This is a genomic window from Nocardioides cavernaquae, assembly GCF_003600895.1.
GTDB lineage: Bacteria > Actinomycetota > Actinomycetes > Propionibacteriales > Nocardioidaceae > Nocardioides > Nocardioides cavernaquae.
The window spans coordinates 3,125,996-3,143,996 of sequence record NZ_QYRP01000002.1; the positions used below are offsets into that span (position 1 = coordinate 3,125,996).

The window sequence follows — 18,001 nt, forward strand, 5'->3', positions numbered from 1 at the left end:
ACTCCGTTCACCAGCCGCGTTCGGCGAGGCGGTGCGCGACGGGGATGTCGTCGACGTTGATGCCGACCATCGCCTCGCCCAGTCCGCGGGAGACCTTGGCGATGACATCAGCGTCGTCGTAGAAGGTGGTGGCCTTCACGATCGCCTCGGCGCGCTGGGCGGGGTTGCCGGACTTGAAGATGCCGGAGCCCACGAAGACGCCTTCGGCACCGAGCTGCATCATCAACGCAGCATCCGCGGGGGTGGCGATGCCACCAGCGGTGAAGAGCACGACGGGGAGCTTGCCCGTCTGCGCGACCTCGGCGACGAGCTCGTAGGGGGCCTGGAGTTCCTTGGCGGCGACGTAGAGCTCGTCGGGGGCGAGGGTGGTGAGGCGGCGGATCTGCGAGCGCAGGGTCCGCATGTGCGTCACCGCGTTGGACGCATCACCGGTGCCGGCCTCGCCCTTGGAGCGGATCATCGCCGCACCCTCGGTGATACGGCGCAGCGCCTCACCCAGGTTGGTGGCACCACACACGAACGGGACCGTGAAGGCCCACTTGTCGATGTGGTTCTCATAATCCACGGGGGTGAGGACCTCGGACTCGTCGATGTAGTCCACACCGAGGGACTGCAGGATCTGGGCCTCGACGAAGTGACCGATGCGGGCCTTGGCCATCACCGGGATCGAGACCGAGGCGATGATGGAGTCGATCATGTCGGGGTCGGAGGCGCGCGAGACGCCGCCCTGGGCGCGGATGTCGGCCGGGACCCGTTCGAGGGCCATGACCGCGACGGCGCCGGCGTCCTCGGCGATCTTGGCCTGCTCGGCGTTGACGACGTCCATGATCACGCCGCCCTTGAGCATCTCGGCCATGCCGCGCTTCACGTGCGAGGTGCCGGTGGCGGCCGAGGTGGACTGAACGGGCTGCTGCTGGGTCACTGCGGGTCCTGTCGTGGATCGATCCGGGCGCGCCGAGGAGGCTGGCCGGAAGTCTTTGCCGGAAGATGCGGAGAGCGCACCAAGCCTACCGCTCGGGAGGTGCGCGGGAGCTCCGCGGTCAGGCAGCGAGAGCCTGGGTGCGAACCGCCCAGATCCGCTGGCCGACCGTGATGGTGCTGGCCGCTGCGAGCACCCACAGGGTCACGTGCAGCAGGATCGGCAGGTCGAGCAGGCCGGAGAGGCCGGTCGCCACCAGGATCGCCACGAGCCGGTCGGCGCGCTCGGCGATGCCGACCTTGGCGTCGAAGCCCAGGGTCTCGGCACGCGAGCGGGCGTAGGACGTCACGCTGCCCATCACCAGGCAGACCAGGCTCAGGGCCGTGTAGAGCGTGTCGTCGCCCGGCCCGGCGAAGTAGAGCACCAGGCCGCCGAAGATCGCGCCGTCGCCGACCCGGTCCAGCGTCGAGTCCAGGAAGGCGCCGAACTTCGAGGTCCTCCCCGAGAGCCGCGCCATGGTGCCGTCGAGCAGGTCGCTGAAGACGAATGCCGTGATCACCAGGACTCCGGTGAGCAGCATCCCCTGGGGGAAGAAGACCAGCGCACCGGCCACGACACCGAGGGTGCCGACGAAGGTGACTGCGTCCGGGCTGACCCCGAGGCGGAGCAGGAGCCGGGCAACTGGGGTGAAGATGGCCGTGAAGAGGCCGCGGAATCGTTCAAGCATGATGGCCGAAGGCTATCCCGGCAGCGCCGCCGCGACGTCACGAACAGGCGTGGGCAGGCCCATGACGTTCCACGTCACACCGCCGGCCTCCACGCAGACCCGTTCGCCGCCGAGGGAGCGCAGGATCGCCTCACCGGGCAGACGGTCCCAGTCCGGCACGCTGTGCTGGAAGCTCACCCCGATGGTGCCCTGCGCCACGGCGGTCGCGTCCATGCTCCCGCTGCCCAGGAACCGGAGTGTCGCCACCTGCGCGGCGGCCCGGAAGAACGCACTGGCCACCTCGCCGCCCAGGCTCGTCGGATGGAGGTACGTCGTCGCGCCGACGCTCTCGGTGGGCCGGTCGACCAGGGGCGGGATCGGCACTCCGTTGCGGGTGGCCGGGAGCCCCGGCCCGCCGGCGTACGTCGCGTCCCCCGCGGGGTGGTGGATCGCGCCGAGGATGACGTCGTCCGGGCCGGTCAACGCGATGGCGGAGCACCACCAGTCGAGCCCGTGGAAGAAGTTCCAGGTGCCGTCGACCGGATCGATCACCCAGGTCCGCCCCGACGTGCCCACGTGCTCGGCGCCCTCCTCCCCCACGATGCTGTCGTCGGGGCGCAGCGCGCGGAGACGCTCGACCACGAGTGCCTCCGCGGCGTGGTCGGCGGCGGTGACGATGTCGGAGATCGATGTCTTGTGCTCGGCGTCCAGGTCCATCTGGCCGCCGGCACGCATCTGGGCAGCGAGGGTGCCCGCCGCGCGCACCAAGGAGGCAGCCAGCTCGAGGTCGTCCATGCCGCGGAGGCTACCGGCCGCCGACGACGGGCAGGAGTCGAGTGCGCAGCCATGTGGCAAACACGGCCACCTGCGCACTCAACTCCAGCGATCAGACCAGCGATCAGACGAGCGACGGCACCCTGAGGTGGGCCATCACCAGCTCGAACTCGGCCGCGTCGATCACGTCGACACCGGCATCACGTACGCCGCGCTCCCGGATCGCCCAGGCCTGCTCACGGCTGGCCGCCATCGTCTCCATGCTGGCGAACGACGTGGTCGCGCAGGCGCGCTGGGTGTCCCGGTTGACCAGGAGGCTGGCACTGCAGAAGCCCGGGAGCTCGCGCAGCATCGGCAGCAGGACGTCGCGATAGATCCCGATGCCGTGGTCGAGGTCGGTCTGGTTCGTGCGGAGCCAGACGGCACGAGCACAGGAGCCGGGAGCGGACAGGTGGTCACGGTGCATGGCCGCGATCTCCCACTCCTCGACCTGGCGCTTGCCGCCCATGATCTCGGTGGCGCGGGAGCGAACCGCGGCGAGGTCTTCGAAGCTTCCGTGGAGGGCTTCCTCGTCCTGCCACGAGGTCGTCGCGATGCAGGTGCCCTGCTCGCGGTCGACCATGAGCGACAGGCCGAGGCAGCCGTCCATGTGCTGGAGCATCGGGTAGACGTCGTCGCGGACGTAGGCGATGCCCGCGTCGAGCTGGGACGGCTCTCCCTGAATGGTGGTGGAGCGTGCGAACACGTTGGTCTCCCTCGATCGGGGGTGGCGCCCCGGCGGCGCCGCCGCTCCTCCCACACTCCGCCCGACTCACGGGTAACACAAGAGCGCGGCAGCACGGGTCTGGAGCACTCGACCCCAGAAAGTCTGACCAGAAAGTTGCAAGGTCCCGGGACGCCCGCGCCTCCCACTGGTGAATGCCTGCAACCTCCGGGAGGAAGTGATGATGTCGTGGAACGCCGGAACCGCGTCGTGCACAGCCGTAGGATCCGATCGTGACTGCCCCCTCCGGGCCCCTCGGACCCACCGACGCCGTGCTGGTCGAGCGCGTCCTGGCGGCCGATCGGGAGGCATTCGCGCAGGTCTACGACCGCTACGGCGGCAAGCTCTTCGACTTCGCCTACTCCATGCTGCGGCATCGCGAGGACGCCTCGGATGCGGTGGCGGACAGCTTCATCCTCTTCGCGGAACGACTCCCCCAGCTGCGCGAACCCGACCGTCTGCGGCCGTGGCTCTACGCGATCGTGCGCAGCGAGTGCCTCCGGCGGCTGAAGGCCCGCAAGCGGGTCGCCTACGGCGGCGAGGAGCAGCTGATCGAGATGGCTGACGACGCGATCTCCCCCGACCAGTACGCCGAGCAGTCAGCGCTGCGCGACCTCGTCTGGGACGCGGCCGCCGGTCTGGCCGAGCGTGACCGGGCACTGCTCGACCTTCACCTGCGCCAGGGCCTCGAGGGCGCAGAGCTGGGCGAGGCGATGGGCACGACCGCAGCCAACGCCTACGTGATGCTCAACCGGCTGCGCGCGCAGGTCGAGCGGTCCCTCGGCGCCCTGCTGATCGCGCGCCTCGGCCGCGACGACTGCCCTGATCTCTCCGAGCTGTTGCGCGACTGGGACGGCTCCTTCTCCGTGCTGGTGCGCAAGCGGGTCGCACGTCACGTCGACAACTGCTCCGTCTGCGCCGTCCTGCGGCGCACGATGGTCAGCCCGTGGGCGCTGCTTGCCTCGGTGCCCGTCTTCGTCGCACCCGCTGCCCTGCGCGACCGGGTCCTGGAGACCCGGCTCGTTGCCCACACGGCGCCGGCCGACGGAAGCGCCGCGGCCGGGGTCCCGGCTGCGGGCCCGGACGCCACCGCGCGACGGGGCGGATGGCTCTCGGATGCACGGTTCCCGGCACTCGTCGGTGCACTCGGCATCCTGCTGCTCCTCGGCGGAGTGATCCGTTGGGCCTGGGCCGAGGACGCCCTGCCCGGGCTCGCCCCGGCGCCGTCGCTCTCCGCCCAGGGCCTCGCCGTCGAGCCGACGCTCTTCCCGAAGGGCACGCCCACTGGGGCAGCCTCGACGAGCGCAACGCCCACGCCGTCCGCCACCTCGATCGCACCGGCCCCGGCAGTGCTGACCGTCTCGACCGGTTCGATCGACCTCGGGCGCCGCGCCACCAGCGGATCGGTCGTCGTCGGCAACGACGGAGGCGAGCCGCTGTCGTGGACCGCCACGACCTCCGTCGACTGGATCAGCGTCGCGCCTGCCTCGGGCGAGCTCGACGGCGGCGCGACGGCCACCCTCGCGATCACCGCCGACCGGAGCCGTCTGCCCGAGGGCAGGTCCACCGGGTCCGTCGTGATCTCGGGTGCCGACCAGAGCCGCACCGTGACGATCACCGCCACCGAGGAGCACAACCCCGTCGTGGGCGCACCGACGACCGGCGCCAACCCCTCCTGCCAGGTGCCCGTCACGGCCTCCGTCTCCGACGAGAGCGGTCTCGACTCGGTCACGCTCTTCTGGTCCGGGCCGAGCGGCAAGGGCCAGGTCGCGATGAGCGGCTCGGGCAGCCGGTGGTCGGCCGAGATCAGTCCCGTCAACGTGGGCGGCAACATCACGATGTACGTCGTCGCGCGCGACACCCGCGGCAACACGGCCACCGGTCCATCGCGCACGATCTACGTGAATCCCTGCCCTGGCTGAGGATTCGCCGAGTTACTGCAAGGTTGAGGGGCGCATCGCACTCCTACTCGTGAACCCTCACGAGAACGGGAGAACCGCGATGCGCCCCTCAACTGTCACCCTGCGTCACCAAGTCCAGCTGGCCCTGTCGGCCGCCGTCTTCCTGGTCGGCATCGGCATCGTCCTGCTGGTCTTCTTCCTGGCCGGGCTGAGCCGCTCCGGCTCCCCCGGCATCCTCGGCTCGCCTGCAGCAGTCGCCCCGGGTGCGGCAGCCGACCCCGTCGTACTCCGGTCGCCGGAGGCGGCCCGCGCCGTCGGGCTTCCGACGGAGGTCGTGATCCCGGCGATCGGGGTGCGCGAGCGACTCCATCCCGTCGGGCTCAAGCCGGACGGCGCGATGCAGACGCCCGCGTCCGGCGACGCCGGCTGGTTCAGCCGCGGCCCGCGTCCTGGTGCACCCGGTCCAGCGGTCGTCCTGGCCCACGTGCACGGCCGCTACGGCGACGACGTCTTCACCCGGCTGCACGAGCTCCGAGCGGGCGACCGGGTGACTGTCCGGCGCACGGACGGCACCTCGACCTTCGTCGTCACCGGCCAGGAGCTGGTGGCCAAGGAGGCCCTTCCCTACGACCGGATCTGGAACGACACCGACGACCCGGTCCTCCGTCTGATCACGTGCGGCGGGACGCCCGACCCGGCCACCGGCCGCTACCCGGCCAACACGATCGTCTACGCCCGACTGGCCCGCTGACCTGCGGAAACAACTTCCGAAAAAACTTTCCGGAAAAAGGTGCAAGGACTCGAGGGGCCTGTTGCTCCTACTTCCGAAGCCACCAAACCAGCCCCCTCAAGGAGAACCAGCCATGAAGACCATGATCCGCAACCTCGCCGTCGCCGCCCCGCTCGCCTTCGCCACCCTGACGATGGCTCCGGTCCCCGCCTTCGCCACCGACCCGGTGATCGTCCTCCCGCCGTCCGAGCCCGACCCGGCCCCGATGGACATCGCGATCCCGAAGCCCGAGCCGGTCCAGCCGCAGGGTCCCGACCAGGTCGCGCAGCCGGAGCCCGGCCCGGTCCAGCCCGACGGCCCGGACGAGATCGCCCAGCCCGAGCCCGGCCCCGTGCAGCCTGACGGCCCCGACGACATCGCCCAGCCCGAGCCCGGCCCGGTCCAGCCCGACGGCCCGGACGACCTGACCAACCCGGAGCCGGAGCCGACCCACCCGACGGACCCGTCCGGCGACGACAGCACCGACGAGGCGCCCAGCAGCGCCGACGAGCCGACCTTCGAGCAGGTGGACGTCCCCACCCGGATCGACACCGGCGCCGCAGCCGTCGACAGCAACGACAACCAGGACCTGGCCCTCGCGTTCCTGCTCGCCGGTGGCGCGCTGGTCACCGTCTCCGGCGCCGCCTTCGTGGCCCGCAACCGGGCGCGTCGTACCTCCTGAGGCACGCCACCTCGACACCGCACCCGAAGCCCCGCGCCCCAGCAAACCCCTGGGGCGCGGGGCTTCGGCGTACTGTCGAAGCACGGAGCCAATCAGGCTCTCAATCTGGGAGTCCCCATGGGTGACAAGTCACCGCGTCAGACAGCGTCGAAGAAGTCCGCGAAGTCCATCAAGGAAAAGCGTGCCGAGAAGCGTGACAAGGGGACCACGGTGAGCGGCATGGAGTCGCTCACCAAGAAGCGCTGAGCAGGTCGCGGGTGTCGGTCATCAGTTGAGGCAGCACCTTGGTGCGACCGATGATCGGCATGAAGTTCTGGTCGCCCGCCCAGCGGGGCACGACGTGCTGGTGCAGGTGCGCCGCGATGCCGGCGCCCGCGATCGCGCCCTGGTTCATGCCGATGTTGAACCCCTGCGCGCCCGAGACCGAGCGGATCACCGTCATCGCCTTCTTCGTCAGGTCGGCGATCTCGACCGCCTCCTCCACCGTCGTGTCGGCGTAGTCCGCGACATGGCGGTAGGGGCAGACCATCAGGTGCCCGGGCGCGTACGGATAGAGATTGAGTACGACGTAGGCGAGCTCGCCGCGGTGGACGATCAGCCCGGCCTCGTCGTCCAGAGCCGGGATCCGGCAGAACGGGCACTGCTGCTCCGTGGCGTCATCGGGCTTGGACTCGCCCTTGATGTAGGCCATCCGGTGCGGCGTCCACAGCCGTTCGAGGCCGTCCGACTCCCCCACGCCGTCCTGGCGGTGCTCCGCGCCCGAGCCCTCCATCCGGATCAGACCTGCTCGCGGCTCGCGACGGCGGCCTGGACGCGGGCGATCGCCTCGTCGATCGGCACGCCGTTGTCCTGGCGGCCGTCGCGGTAACGGAAGGACACCGCACCTGCGGCGACGTCGTCGTCACCGGCGATCATCATGAACGGCACTTTCTGCAGCTGCGCGTTGCGGATCTTCTTCTGCATCCGGTCGTCGGAGTCGTCGACCTCGACCCGCAGGCCGAGCGGCGCCATGCGGCGAGCCACGTCGTACAGGTAGTCGACGTGGCGCTCGGCGATCGGGATCGCCTCGACCTGGACCGGCGCGAGCCACGGCGGCATGGCACCGGCGTAGTGCTCGATGAGCACGCCGAAGAACCGCTCGATGGAGCCGAACTTCGCCGCGTGGATCATCACCGGGCGCTGCTTGGTGCCGTCGCTGGCGCTGTACTCGAGGCCGAATCGCTCGGGCTGGTTGAAGTCGTACTGGACGGTGCCCATCTGCCAGGTGCGGCCGATGGCGTCCTTCGCCTGGACCGAGACCTTGGGGCCGTAGAACGCCGCGCCGCCCGGGTCCGGGACGAGCTCGAGGCCGGTCTCCGCACAGACGTCGGCCAGGACCGCAGTCGCAACGGCCCAGTCCTCGTCGGAGCCGACGAACTTGTCCGGCTTCGCGTCGTCACGCGTCGAGAGCTCCAGGTAGAAGTCCGTCATGCCGAAGTCGCGGAGCACGCTGAGCATGAAGTTCAGCAGGTGCTTGACCTCGGCCGGCGCCTGCTCCTTGGTGCAGTAGGAGTGCGAGTCGTCCTGCGCGAAGCCACGCACGCGGGTGAGGCCGTGGACGACGCCCGACTTCTCGTAGCGGTAGACGTGACCGAACTCGAACAGCCGCAGCGGCAGCTCGCGGTAGGAGCGTCCGCGCGAGGAGAAGATCAGGTTGTGCATCGGGCAGTTCATCGCCTTGAGCTGGTAGTTCGTGCCCTCGAACTCCATCGGCGGGAACATCGTGTCGGCGTAGTAGGGCAGGTGGCCCGAGGTGTGGAAGAGGCCGTCCTTGGAGATGTGCGGCGTGCCGACGTAGGAGAAGCCCTCGTCGATGTGGCGCTGGCGGACGTAGTCCTCCATGACCCGCTTGATCACGCCGCCCTTGGGGTGGAACACCGGCAGGCCGGAGCCGATCTCGTCCGGGAACGAGAAGAGGTCGAGCTCCTTGCCGAGCTTGCGGTGGTCGCGTCGCTCAGCCTCCTCGATCATGTGCAGGTGGGCCTCGAGCGCCTCGGCACTCTCCCACGCGGTGCCGTAGACGCGCTGCAGCTGCTTGTTCTTCTCGTCGCCTCGCCAGTACGCCGCGGCGGAGCGCATCAGCTTGAAGGCCGGGATCCGCTTCGTGGTCGGCAGGTGAGGACCCCGGCAGAGGTCCTTCCAGACGACTCCGCCGTTGCGGTCGAGGTTGTCGTAGATGGTCAGCTCGCCGGCGCCGACCTCGGCGTCGGCGCCGTCAGCCGCCTCAGCAGCCGAACCCTTGAGGCCGATCAGCTCGAGCTTGTAGGGCTCGTCGGCCAGCTCGACGCGGGCGTCGTCGTCGTTGGTGACCCGGCGGGAGAACTTCTGGTTCTCCTTGACGATCTTGCGCATCCGGGTCTCGAGCTTCTCGAGGTCGGCCGGGGTGAACGGGATCTCGACGTCGAAGTCGTAGTAGAAGCCGTTCTCGATCGGCGGGCCGATGCCGAGCTTCGCGTCCGGGAAGATGTCCTGCGCGGCCTGCGCGAGCACGTGCGCGGTCGAGTGGCGCAGGATGTCGCGGCCGTCCTTGCTGGCCATCTCGACACCCTCGACGACATCACCCTCAGCGAGCTCGTAGGCGAGGTCCTTCAGCGTGGAATCGGTCGGGGCACTGCCTGCCCGGTGACCGATGCGCGCGGCGATGACGTCGGGCGCATCGGCGAAGAGCTGCCACGCCTTGGTGCCCGTCTCGACGGTCCGCTCCTCCGTCCCGCTTGCGGTGACGATGCTGACCTTGACCTCGGACACGAGAACTCCCTCGACTGCAGACGTGCGGGATACGGCCCCGCCTCGGTCGGCGATCCTACCGAGGTCTGCGCTCGCCGCTCACAGGTCGGGCAGCGTGCGCGTGCTCACCAGGAGCCGGGCGACCTCGTTGAGCTTGGTGTTGGTCGTCTGCGAGTAGCGGCGGAGCACGTCGAAGGCCTTGCGGTCGTCGAGGTCGAAGCGCTCCATCAGGATCCCTTGCGCCTGGCCGACCAGCTTGCGCGCATCGATCGCCTGGCTGAGGGACTCCTCCTGACGGGCGGCGGCGAGCGCCACCGACGCGTGCCGGCCCAGGATCTCCGCGATCGCGACCGAGTCGGGGTCGAAGGCGCGCGGCCGCTCGGCGTACAGGGTGATGACGCCGAGCGTGTGTGCCGCCGTCCAGAGGCGCACCGAGAGGACACTCCCGACGCCGATCACCGACACCGCCGGCGCCCACTGGGTCCACCTCTTGTCGGAGCTCAGGTCAACCGAGACGATCGTGCGCTGCTCGCTCACAGCATTGAACGCGGGACCCTCACCGAGGGCAATCTGCAGGCTGTCCGCCTTGTCCGCCAGCACACTCGTCCCGGGGTCGGACTCCTCCAGCCGGCCGTGGCGTGCCATCAGCACCGAGGCACAGTCACTGCCGACGAGCGCTGGCGCGGACTCCACGAGCAGGTCAACGGTCTCTTCAAATCCGTCCTGGTCGTGCAGGTCGCGAGCGAGGTGCGCAAACCTCAAAGCCTCGGGTGTGTCCACCGAAGATCCTTCCTGCCTCAGGGAAACATCTCTCTTCCATCATGTTGCCCTGCGCAAGGAAAGAGCGGTAGACGCCTCACCGGGCCACAGGCGTGAAGGACCGTTTCCGTGGGTACGTGCCTTCCATGACCACGCAGCAGCCCGACGCCACGCGCCTCGACCGCAACTGGGACGAACTGCTGCAGGAGCTACGCGTGACGCAGACGGGTGTGCAGCTTCTCTCCGGCTTCCTGCTGACCGTGCCCTTCTCGAGCCGGTTCGAGGACCTCGACCGGGTCCAGCACGCCACATTCCTCGCGGTGTTCAGCGGTTCGGTGCTCGCCACGGCCCTGCTGGTCGCACCGGTCGCCTTCCACCGTCTGCTCTTCCGCCAGCACCAGCGGCGCTGGCTGGTCGAGGCGGCCAACCTCTGCGCAAGGGCCGGGCTCACGGTCCTCGCGCTCACCACGAGCGGGGTGCTCTTCCTGGTCTACGACCTGGTCGTCCCCCGCGAACTCGCGGCCAGCGCCGGAGCGCTGACCGCGAGCCTGTTCGTGATGCTGTGGGTTGTCCTGCCGCTGCTGGTGGTCCGCTCACGCGGCGTCGATGCGCTCACGGAGGAGTGACTTGGCCTCCTCCGCTCCACGGATCGAGTTCTCCTGGGCACGCCTGAACAGGTCGGCGATCTCCTGGTCGCCCGACCTCCGGGCGTCCTCGATGTAGGTCTCGAGGCGGAGCGCATTGCTCAGGCAGACCTCGGTGAACCAGATCAGGTTGTAGTCCTTGTCTGCCGTTCCGGTCACGATGCCAGCTTCGGTGAGTTGAGCCATTGCTCTTCCCTTCATCGACGTGCGGGCTGCATGAGTCACCTGCTGAAGAGGCTCACGCCACCCGGCCCGACGAGCAGGCCGACCACGATCAGGACGATGCCAGCAAGAATCTGGCCCCGGACGAGCGAGACGATCCCAGCGATCACCAACACCACCGCAATGATCCACAACAACGTATACATGCAAGTACCTCCTGGTTGGAGCGCTTCGGTTCCCCCTGGGTCGCAGGCGCAAACCCTCAGACCTGCCCGGGCCCGTCCGGCTCCTGCGTGGTGCGCTCGTCGAGGTCCTCGACGAGCTCCTGACCGCGCTCGCGGTCGCGGAACGCGGCCCACAACAGGCCCAGCCCGATGAAGGCGGCGACGAGAATTCCAGCGGTGACGATGATCCAGGTCATGGCTGTCAGGTACCCGGAACCCTGAGTTTCATGCCGCCCTTGGCACTCGCGTCCGGAAAGCGCTACGGTCGAATGGCAGTCAAGGTGTCACCGCCTGCTTGAGACGAAGGCAGGCCCGCACTAGTCCCCCAGGGGTCGACATGCGAAGCAACACCACCATCAGCACTGCCCTTCCCGCCCGCCTCATCCGTAGGCAGCGCACACGGGCACTTCTCCACGAGATCAGCGAGACGACGTCGATCGAGGCTCGTGAAGCAGCGATCGACGAGGCCATCCGCATCAACATGGACGTCGCGCGCACGCTCGCGGCGCCGTACCGCGGCCGAGGCATCCCGTCCGAGGACCTGGAACAGGTCGCGTACACCGCGTTGGTGCGCGCGGTCCGGGGCTACAAGCCCGGGCTCGCGGGCGACTTCCTGGCGTACGCCGTGCCGACGATCCGGGGGGAGGTGAAGAAGCACTTCCGTGATCACGGCTGGACAGTGCGTCCCCCGCGCCGGATCCAGGACCTCCAGGCTGCGGCCGCGCGGACGCGCGCCGAGCTCGAACAGGAGTCCGGAGTCACCCCCGACCTGTCGACGCTGGCGGCGGCGATGGGCGAGCCCAGGGCCGAGGTCGAGGAGGCCCTCGCGGCCGATGGCTGTTTCCGTCCGTCGTCACTGGACCGACCGCTCGGCCCCGAGTCGACGACCACCATTGGCGAGACGATTCCGGTCACCGAGGACGGGTTCGAAGCAGCAGAGGCCCGGGCGATGCTCGCTCATGCCATGCGGCGGCTGGAGCGTCGTGACCGGCGCATCCTGCAGCTGCGCTTCTTCGACGGCCTCACCCAGCAGGAGATCGGCGAAGAGATCGGCGTGACGCAGATGCAGGTGTCTCGGCTGCTGACCCGCATCCTGCGTGACCTGCGCTCCGATCTCGTCGACACGTGCATCACTCGCCCGATGCAGAAGACCGGCTGATGGCCGGGTTCCCGTTCCAGGAGGTGCGCCATGTACGTCGGTCTCGGCATCGTGCTTGCCACCATCGGTCTGATCGCGCTGGCGATCAGCGGAGTGAGCCCGTGGATCGGCGCCGCGCTGATCCTGCTCGGCGCGCTCGCCCTGATCGCGGCGGAGCTGCTCCCCGACCCGCTCCGCCGGCTGTCCCGGCGCAACGACATCCCGACGCTGGGCTGACGGGCCCTACGATCGCGGGGTGAGCGACGAACGGGACCGTGCCTCCGCGCGTGCGTTCTTCGCCGAGCGCGCCGCCGACTGGGAGGAGCGCTTCCCCGACGACGGCCCGAAGTACGCCGAGGCGGTCGCTGCGCTGTCACTCGCTGCTGGCGCAACCGTCGTCGACCTCGCCTGCGGGACCGGGCGCGCCCTCCCGTTGCTGCGCGAAGCTGTCGGCCCCTCCGGCGTGGTCGTGGCTGTCGACTACGTGCCCGAGATGCTCGGTGAAGCCGCTCGGCGCGGGCGCGATCGCCTGGCCTCATTGGTGATCGCCGATGCGATGGCCCTCCCCCTGGCATCAGGGAGCGTTGATGCGGTGTTCGCTGCCGGGCTGATCTCGCACCTGCCTGCGCCGCTCGAGGCTCTGGCCGGCATGGCCCGGGTCTGCCGGCCCGGCGGACGGCTGGCGATCTTCCACCCGATCGGACGTGCCGCACTCGCGGCCCGTCACGGACGCACCCTCACCGGCGACGAGCTCCACGCGCCCGCCAACATCGTGCCCGGACTTGCGTCCGTCGGCTGGCAGGCTGATCTCGTCGACGACGCCGACGATCGCTACCTGGTAGTCGCCACGCGCCTGTGAAGACGCCTGAGGTCCGGCTTCTCTAGCCGTCGAGCGACTCGTGGAGCGGGATCACGTCGGAGATCCGGGTCAGCTCGAGCACCCGACGGATGGGCGAGGCCAGTGGCACCACCAGGCGCAGCTCCTGCCGGCTGTAGCCGATCCGCTCGTGCAGCCGGAACAGCATCGAGATCCCGGAGCTGTCCAGGAACGTGACGCCGCTCAGGTCGACGACGATCGCCGTGGCCCCGCTGCGGACGGCTTCGCCGATCGACTCCAGCACGTCGTGTGCGTTCGACAGGTCGATCTCGCCACTGACCCGCACGACCCGCACGTTGTCCAGGTCCGCTGCCTCGACCTCCGCCAGCTCGTTCATGGCCCGCCTCCGATCCCCACTGCTCGACGCATCACGACCTGGGTGCCCTTCTTGCGAGCGCGGACATCGACGCTGTCCATCAGCGCCCGGGTGAGGTCGAGTCCCCAGCCACCGCCACGGTCCGCCTCGGGTCGCCAGGTCCCGTAGTCGCGGACAGCGATCTCCACCGAACCGCCCACCATCCGCAGGTCGACCTCCAGCGGCCCCGGCGCCGCGCCGTACGCATGCTCGACGACGTTGTTGCAGGCCTCGCCGCAGGCCACCAGGATCTCCTCAGCGATCGAGTGGCTGACTCCGAGGTCCCGCAGCCAGTGACGGCAGGCGCTGCGGATCTGGACCAGGACCTGCGGCTCGGCGAGCACGTCGATGTGCAGCGGGCTGCCGTCGGAGTGCGCGGTCCGGAGGACCAGCAGGGCGACGTCATCCTCGACGGGTCCCTGGTCGAGCAGCGAGCCGAGGAGCACGTCGCACAGCTCGTCGAGGTCGGTGTCACCCAGTGTCAGGGACAACGCCTGCAGGCGGTCGAGGCCATCCTGGATCGACACCCCGCGGCGTTCGATGAGGCCGTCGGTGTAGAGCAGGAGCGTGGTGCCGGGTGCGAGCTCGACGCTCGACTCGCCATGCGTGCCGGCCGTGGAGACGCCGAGGGGCGGCGACGTCGCCTCGCCGAGGTACGCCGCGTCCCCGGCGCTGACGCGGAGGGCGGGCGGATGGCCGGCGTTCGCGAAGGTGAGGATCCGTGAGTCCGGGTCGAAGACGAGGTAGAGCAGCGTCGTCATCGTCGCCGCCGGCGGCTGCGACGCGAGCTGGTGCAGCCGTGCCATCACCGACGCCGGGGCGGAGTCCTGCAGCGCGTAGGCACGCACCGCCATCCGGAGCTGGCCCATGGTTGCTGCGGCCGCGAGCCCGTGTCCGGCGACGTCACCGATCGCCAGCCCGATCAAGCCCTGGGGCAGCTGCACCACGTCGTACCAGTCACCGCCCACCTGCATGTCCGACGATGCCGGGATGTAGCGGGCGGCGATCCCGACACCGGGGATCGCGGGCAGGTGCCCCGGGAGCAGCGTCCGCTGAAGCGTCACCGCGATCTCGTGCTCACGCTCGGAGCGCGCTGCTTCCTTGCTCAGCTCCACCAGCGCGTCGGAGCGGCCCTGGGTCTCGTAACGCACGCGATCCTCGAGCGCCCGCGCCGTCTGCTCCAGCACCTCGGCGGTCCGGATCCGCTCGCTGACAAGGGCAGCGAGGAAGAACGACGTGAGCGCGACACATGCGTTGAACCCTTGCAGCGTCAGCATCTGCTCGAACAGGCTGCCCGGCGCGAACAGGGCCGAATCATGGGTCACCGACCAGGTGATCGCGACAGAGGCCACCAGCGCTGCCGGCGCCGCCCCACGCAGCTGGAGCCGCCACGCCGCCCACCCGAGGATCGGGAGCACCGGGAACAGGACGGGGATGTCGGCGCGCATGCCGACGAGGGCGACCCCGGCAACACAGACGGCCACGACAACCGCCTCGACCCACTGCCCCACGTGCCAGCGCGGCAGCTCCCGGAACAGCGGAATCGCCAGGAAGAACGGAGCGACCAGGATCACGCCCATCGTGTCCCCGGTCCACCACACGGCCCACGCCTCCACGAAGCTGTTGGCGTCGATCGCCCCCGAGACGACAAGGGTCACGGCGCCGATCGTGGCGCTGACCAGCATGCTCACGAGCGCGACGACGACGATCAGGTGCGCGTCCCGCTGCCGGTCGAGCTGCCTGCGGAAGCCGAACCGCTCCAGCAGCACCACGGCGACGTACGGCGCCAGCACGTTGCCGACCGCGGTCGTCCCCGCAGCCAGGGCGTTCTCGCTGATCGGCAGGTTGACCAGGAACGCAGCCGCGGCCACCGCCGGCCACATCGACCGACCCAGCAGCACGAACGCCGCCACCGCGATGCCTGTCGGCGGCCACAGCGGAGTGACGTTGTGCTCGACCAGTGACAGCCGAAGGCCCAGGCGGGCGCCGACGTAGTAGGCAATGCCGACCGCGAGCAACAGTCCCGCCCGTCGCGCCAACCCGTCGACCGCATCAGGCATTTGCCCAGAATGCCCGAGTCACGCAGCAGCAGTGCCCGGTTCGGCGGAACTCAGCGAGTTTCACCGCGTCGGCGTCACGAACCGACGTTCCCTCTCCTGATCGGCACCTGAACGCTGCGGCTCCGGGAGTCCGTCCAGCTCAACGTCAGCACGAACCGGCGCTCGTCGCTCCGCGCGAGGCCGTCCTCCCCCAACGCCCACGGGATCGGGTAGCGGGCACCGGGGTCGAGCTGCGCCAGCGGGAGCTCACCCGGCGCGACGTCGGTCAGGCGAAGCGTTTCCGCCTCCTCCCCATCCATGAAGTGGACCTCCACATCGACGAGCCGGGCACGGGCCGGGCCCCTGTTCCACAGGACCAGGTGGTAGCCCACCGACACGTCATCGCACCCGTCGACGCTGATGTAGGCCCGCGCCGGGAGCCAGTGCAGGAACGCCGTGACATCCGCTCGACGCAGAGAGATCCAGCGCCAGCTCAGCGTGAAGATGGCGGTGCCCACCGAAACGATCAGCGCGGACAAGGCGATCCAGTCGCTCGTGACCATCCCTCAGCAAAGCGCGTGAACGCACACGGAGGCAATCCTCTCGGCGCCACATCCAGCGTGCGAGCTGCGTGGACGCGACCGGAGGTCAGCCAGCCCTATCCCTTGACGCGCCTGGTCTCGTAGGCCCACATCGCGACCTCGACGCGGTTGCGGGCACCGAGCTTGTTCATCAGCGCGGCGACGTGGGTCTTCACCGTGCTCAGGGTGATGTGCAGCTCGTCGGCGATCTCGGCGTTGGTGCGACCGCGGGCGACGGTGAGCAGCACCTCTTCCTCGCGTTCGGTGAGCGGCTCGATCGGCTGGGTCGGCGGGGAGGTCCGCTCCAGGCCAGCCAGCGTGGTGAGCAGGCGGCGGGTGATGTCGGGCGAGATGAGCGCGTCGCCGTTCGCGGCTGCGTGGATCGCCTGGACCAGCAGCTCGGGCCCGGCGTCCTTGAGGAGGAAGCCTCGGGCGCCGGCCTTGAGGGCGCCGTGGACGTACTCGTCGAGATCGAAGGTCGTGATGATCACGACGGCCAGGGGGTTCTCGACGCTTGGGCCAGCGAGCTGGCGGGTGGCCTCGACGCCGTCGATGCCGGGCATCCGGATGTCGAAGAGGCAGACGTCGGGACGCAGCTCGCGCGCCACGGCCACCGCCTCGAGGCCGTCCGTTGCCTCGCCGACGACCTCGATCCCGGGCTGCGCATTGAGGATCATGGTGAGCCCGGTCCGGACCAGGAGCTGGTCGTCGGCGACCACCACCCGGATGGTCCCCTCGCTGGTCCCCTCGCTGGTCCCTTCGCTGGTCACTGCGGCACCTCCCGCGGGAGAGTCGCCTCGACGGTCCAGCCGCCGGCCGGGTCAGGTCCGGCCTGACAGGCCCCGCCGAGCAGCTTGGCCCGTTCCGCCATGCCGAGCAGGCCGTAGCCCACGCTGGTCGCGGGGCGGGCTGCCTCTCCGTCGTCGTGCACACGCAACCGTATGACGCCGGGGTCGCCGGTGACCTCCACGGTGACCGCCGTGGCGTTCAGCGAATGCCGGATCGCGTTGGTGACCGCCTCCTGACAGATCCGGTAGACCGCCATCTCCACCGGTTGCGGCAGGCCCGCGAGGTCGCCGCCGCGGTGCACCTGCACCACGGGGCTCATCCGGGCCAGCTCGTCCAGGTCTCCGATGCCCCGCTGCGGCGCGTAGTCGGCCGCCTCGCCGGCGCCCGCCTCACCATGGCGAAGCACCCGGACCATCGTGCGCATCTCGTACAACGTCCGCGACGCCTCCGCCTCGATCACTGCCAGCGCCTCGAGGGCCGCAGCCGGGTCGGTGGCTGCCACCGCCCGCCCCGCCTGGGCCTGGATCGCGATGGCCGACACGTGGTGCGCGACGGTGTCGTGCAGCTCGCGGGCGAGCTCACCGCGCTCGAGCGTCCGGACCTGCTCCACCTCGCGCCGGCGCGCCACCGCGCGGTAGCGCATCGCGGCCCCGAGGGCGAAGGAGGCGACCAGCACGGTGATGCCGCCGATCACCTCACCGAAGGGGGTCTCGGTGGTCGCGAGAGACAGGGTCGCGGGGACGGCGACGATCGCCGTCCCGACCAGCGCCTCGGGCCCGGAAGCCCAGCGGTACAAGGCGTAGGGCAGCAGCAGGACGCTGGCCATGGCGTACAACCCCACATCGGGGTTGTCGTCGACGACCGCGGGGATGTGCAGCACCATCCCGCCGCCGAAGCCGACCGCGGTCGCCAGCAGTGGATGGGTACGCCGCCAGAGCAGGGCCGGGATCACCAGAAGCGCGACCACGGTGGCCAGGGGGCGCCACGGCACGTCGTCGCGGAAGAGAGCCTCGCCCGCGGCCGTGACCAGCAAGGCGCCCACCAGGACCCAGTCCCGCCACACCCGCGCTGGCGGGTCCGGGGCACGGGGCTCGGCAAGGATCGAGCGGATGAGGGCGGCGAACACCTCTCCACCCTAGAGAGCGGACGCGCT

Annotated in this window: 23 protein-coding genes; 8 read left to right on the forward strand and 15 right to left on the reverse strand. The window is 69.9% G+C overall.

Features of this window, described 5'->3' with window-relative positions; translation table 11 throughout:
• Positions 1–7: 7 nt before the first annotated feature.
• The 4 genes from pdxS to D4739_RS15060 all read right to left on the reverse strand — a co-directional run bounded on the left by pdxS (position 8) and on the right by D4739_RS15060 (position 3,144).
• Positions 8–922, reverse strand: coding sequence for a pyridoxal 5'-phosphate synthase lyase subunit PdxS (gene pdxS / locus D4739_RS15045; RefSeq protein WP_120061365.1), 915 nt, complete (start codon positions 920–922; stop codon positions 8–10).
• A 118-nt stretch (positions 923–1,040) separates the two neighbouring features.
• Entirely contained in the window at positions 1,041–1,646 is a 606-nt protein-coding gene (pgsA, locus tag D4739_RS15050; protein ID WP_120061366.1) for a phosphatidylinositol phosphate synthase, read from the reverse strand.
• A 12-nt stretch (positions 1,647–1,658) separates the two neighbouring features.
• Positions 1,659–2,420 (reverse strand): inositol monophosphatase family protein, encoded by a 762-nt coding sequence (locus D4739_RS15055; protein ID WP_120061367.1) that lies wholly within the window; start codon positions 2,418–2,420, stop codon positions 1,659–1,661.
• A gap of 103 nt (positions 2,421–2,523) precedes the next feature.
• Positions 2,524–3,144: an antibiotic biosynthesis monooxygenase gene (locus tag D4739_RS15060; protein ID WP_120061368.1), complete on the reverse strand. Its 621-nt coding sequence runs from the start codon at positions 3,142–3,144 to the stop codon at positions 2,524–2,526.
• Between the two features lie 251 nt (positions 3,145–3,395).
• On the opposite strand from D4739_RS15060, the gene D4739_RS15065 reads away from it, so the two are divergent.
• The 4 genes from D4739_RS15065 (at position 3,396) to D4739_RS17375 (ending at position 6,760) form a co-directional block, all read left to right on the forward strand.
• On the forward strand, positions 3,396–5,084 hold the full coding sequence (locus tag D4739_RS15065; RefSeq protein WP_182920436.1) for a sigma-70 family RNA polymerase sigma factor: 1,689 nt from the start codon (positions 3,396–3,398) through the stop codon (positions 5,082–5,084).
• A 79-nt stretch (positions 5,085–5,163) separates the two neighbouring features.
• On the forward strand, positions 5,164–5,814 hold the full coding sequence (locus tag D4739_RS15070) for a sortase domain-containing protein (protein ID WP_120061370.1): 651 nt from the start codon (positions 5,164–5,166) through the stop codon (positions 5,812–5,814).
• A gap of 112 nt (positions 5,815–5,926) precedes the next feature.
• Complete coding sequence (locus D4739_RS15075; RefSeq protein ID WP_120061371.1) at positions 5,927–6,514, forward strand: hypothetical protein; 588 nt, start codon at positions 5,927–5,929, stop codon at positions 6,512–6,514.
• 117 nt (positions 6,515–6,631) lie between these two features.
• Positions 6,632–6,760, forward strand: a complete 129-nt coding sequence (locus D4739_RS17375; RefSeq protein WP_274380498.1) for a hypothetical protein — start codon at positions 6,632–6,634, stop codon at positions 6,758–6,760.
• Here D4739_RS17375 and D4739_RS15080 read toward each other — a convergent pair.
• From D4739_RS15080 to D4739_RS15090, 3 genes are all read right to left on the reverse strand, one after another.
• Complete coding sequence (locus D4739_RS15080; RefSeq protein WP_120061372.1) at positions 6,744–7,286, reverse strand: HIT family protein; 543 nt, start codon at positions 7,284–7,286, stop codon at positions 6,744–6,746. The two genes, D4739_RS17375 and D4739_RS15080, sit on opposite strands and share 17 nt — an antisense overlap.
• A 5-nt stretch (positions 7,287–7,291) precedes the next feature.
• Positions 7,292–9,301: a threonine--tRNA ligase gene (thrS, locus tag D4739_RS15085; protein WP_120061373.1), complete on the reverse strand. Its 2,010-nt coding sequence runs from the start codon at positions 9,299–9,301 to the stop codon at positions 7,292–7,294.
• A 78-nt stretch (positions 9,302–9,379) separates the two neighbouring features.
• Positions 9,380–10,060, reverse strand: coding sequence for a GAF and ANTAR domain-containing protein (locus D4739_RS15090; protein WP_120061374.1), 681 nt, complete (start codon positions 10,058–10,060; stop codon positions 9,380–9,382).
• 125 nt (positions 10,061–10,185) lie between these two features.
• On the opposite strand from D4739_RS15090, the gene D4739_RS15095 reads away from it, so the two are divergent.
• Positions 10,186–10,665: a DUF6328 family protein gene (locus D4739_RS15095; protein ID WP_120061375.1), complete on the forward strand. Its 480-nt coding sequence runs from the start codon at positions 10,186–10,188 to the stop codon at positions 10,663–10,665.
• On the opposite strand, the gene D4739_RS15100 is transcribed toward D4739_RS15095, so the two are convergent.
• The 3 genes from D4739_RS15100 to D4739_RS16960 are packed head-to-tail and all read right to left on the reverse strand — an operon-like array spanning position 10,633 to position 11,266.
• A complete protein-coding gene (locus D4739_RS15100; RefSeq protein WP_120061376.1) occupies positions 10,633–10,869 on the reverse strand; it encodes a hypothetical protein in 237 nt (78 codons plus the stop codon). The genes D4739_RS15095 and D4739_RS15100 overlap by 33 nt on opposite strands.
• Positions 10,870–10,904: 35 nt before the next feature.
• Positions 10,905–11,051 (reverse strand): GPGG-motif small membrane protein, encoded by a 147-nt coding sequence (locus D4739_RS16955; RefSeq protein ID WP_182920437.1) that lies wholly within the window; start codon positions 11,049–11,051, stop codon positions 10,905–10,907.
• A gap of 56 nt (positions 11,052–11,107) precedes the next feature.
• Positions 11,108–11,266 carry a Z-ring associated ZapG family protein gene (locus D4739_RS16960; protein ID WP_182920438.1) on the reverse strand — a complete coding sequence of 53 codons (159 nt, stop codon included), beginning with the start codon at positions 11,264–11,266 and terminating at the stop codon, positions 11,108–11,110.
• Between the two features lie 140 nt (positions 11,267–11,406).
• Here D4739_RS16960 and D4739_RS15105 point away from each other — a divergent pair, with 140 nt between their 5' ends.
• From D4739_RS15105 to D4739_RS15115, 3 genes are read left to right on the forward strand one after another with little or no spacing between them, the layout of a single operon-like run.
• Entirely contained in the window at positions 11,407–12,228 is an 822-nt protein-coding gene (locus D4739_RS15105; RefSeq protein WP_120061377.1) for a sigma-70 family RNA polymerase sigma factor, read from the forward strand.
• A gap of 30 nt (positions 12,229–12,258) precedes the next feature.
• Complete coding sequence (locus tag D4739_RS15110; RefSeq protein ID WP_120061378.1) at positions 12,259–12,444, forward strand: hypothetical protein; 186 nt, start codon at positions 12,259–12,261, stop codon at positions 12,442–12,444.
• 19 nt (positions 12,445–12,463) lie between these two features.
• Positions 12,464–13,066, forward strand: a complete 603-nt coding sequence (locus D4739_RS15115; RefSeq protein ID WP_120061379.1) for a class I SAM-dependent methyltransferase — start codon at positions 12,464–12,466, stop codon at positions 13,064–13,066.
• Between the two features lie 22 nt (positions 13,067–13,088).
• Here the strand turns inward: D4739_RS15115 and D4739_RS15120 are convergent, their stop codons facing one another.
• The 5 genes from D4739_RS15120 to D4739_RS15140 form a co-directional block, all read right to left on the reverse strand.
• Positions 13,089–13,421, reverse strand: coding sequence for an STAS domain-containing protein (locus D4739_RS15120; RefSeq protein WP_120061380.1), 333 nt, complete (start codon positions 13,419–13,421; stop codon positions 13,089–13,091).
• The gene (locus D4739_RS15125; RefSeq protein ID WP_120061381.1) at positions 13,418–15,499 is read right to left on the reverse strand and encodes a SpoIIE family protein phosphatase; all 2,082 of its coding nucleotides are present in this window, start codon (positions 15,497–15,499) and stop codon (positions 13,418–13,420) included. The genes D4739_RS15120 and D4739_RS15125 overlap by 4 nt, the downstream gene beginning before the upstream one ends.
• Positions 15,500–15,573: 74 nt before the next feature.
• Positions 15,574–16,041: a hypothetical protein gene (locus D4739_RS15130; RefSeq protein WP_120061382.1), complete on the reverse strand. Its 468-nt coding sequence runs from the start codon at positions 16,039–16,041 to the stop codon at positions 15,574–15,576.
• Positions 16,042–16,136: 95 nt separating this feature from the next.
• Entirely contained in the window at positions 16,137–16,829 is a 693-nt protein-coding gene (locus D4739_RS15135) for a response regulator (RefSeq protein ID WP_120061383.1), read from the reverse strand.
• The gene (locus D4739_RS15140) at positions 16,826–17,974 is read right to left on the reverse strand and encodes a sensor histidine kinase (protein ID WP_120061384.1); all 1,149 of its coding nucleotides are present in this window, start codon (positions 17,972–17,974) and stop codon (positions 16,826–16,828) included. The genes D4739_RS15135 and D4739_RS15140 overlap by 4 nt, the downstream gene beginning before the upstream one ends.
• Positions 17,975–18,001: the final 27 nt, after the last annotated feature.

Coding starts and splice junctions, on each gene's coding strand:
- pgsA (WP_120061366.1), bottom strand. CDS start 1,646: ATGCTTGAACGATTCCGCGGCCTCTTCACGGCCATCTTCACCCCAGTT.
- D4739_RS15055 (WP_120061367.1), bottom strand. CDS start 2,420: ATGGACGACCTCGAGCTGGCTGCCTCCTTGGTGCGCGCGGCGGGCACC.
- D4739_RS15070 (WP_120061370.1), top strand. CDS start 5,164: ATGCGCCCCTCAACTGTCACCCTGCGTCACCAAGTCCAGCTGGCCCTG.
- D4739_RS15075 (WP_120061371.1), top strand. CDS start 5,927: ATGAAGACCATGATCCGCAACCTCGCCGTCGCCGCCCCGCTCGCCTTC.
- D4739_RS17375 (WP_274380498.1), top strand. CDS start 6,632: ATGGGTGACAAGTCACCGCGTCAGACAGCGTCGAAGAAGTCCGCGAAG.
- D4739_RS15080 (WP_120061372.1), bottom strand. CDS start 7,286: ATGGAGGGCTCGGGCGCGGAGCACCGCCAGGACGGCGTGGGGGAGTCG.
- D4739_RS15095 (WP_120061375.1), top strand. CDS start 10,186: ATGACCACGCAGCAGCCCGACGCCACGCGCCTCGACCGCAACTGGGAC.
- D4739_RS15100 (WP_120061376.1), bottom strand. CDS start 10,869: ATGGCTCAACTCACCGAAGCTGGCATCGTGACCGGAACGGCAGACAAG.
- D4739_RS16955 (WP_182920437.1), bottom strand. CDS start 11,051: ATGTATACGTTGTTGTGGATCATTGCGGTGGTGTTGGTGATCGCTGGG.
- D4739_RS16960 (WP_182920438.1), bottom strand. CDS start 11,266: ATGACCTGGATCATCGTCACCGCTGGAATTCTCGTCGCCGCCTTCATC.
- D4739_RS15105 (WP_120061377.1), top strand. CDS start 11,407: ATGCGAAGCAACACCACCATCAGCACTGCCCTTCCCGCCCGCCTCATC.
- D4739_RS15110 (WP_120061378.1), top strand. CDS start 12,259: ATGTACGTCGGTCTCGGCATCGTGCTTGCCACCATCGGTCTGATCGCG.
- D4739_RS15120 (WP_120061380.1), bottom strand. CDS start 13,421: ATGAACGAGCTGGCGGAGGTCGAGGCAGCGGACCTGGACAACGTGCGG.
- D4739_RS15125 (WP_120061381.1), bottom strand. CDS start 15,499: ATGCCTGATGCGGTCGACGGGTTGGCGCGACGGGCGGGACTGTTGCTC.
- D4739_RS15130 (WP_120061382.1), bottom strand. CDS start 16,041: ATGGTCACGAGCGACTGGATCGCCTTGTCCGCGCTGATCGTTTCGGTG.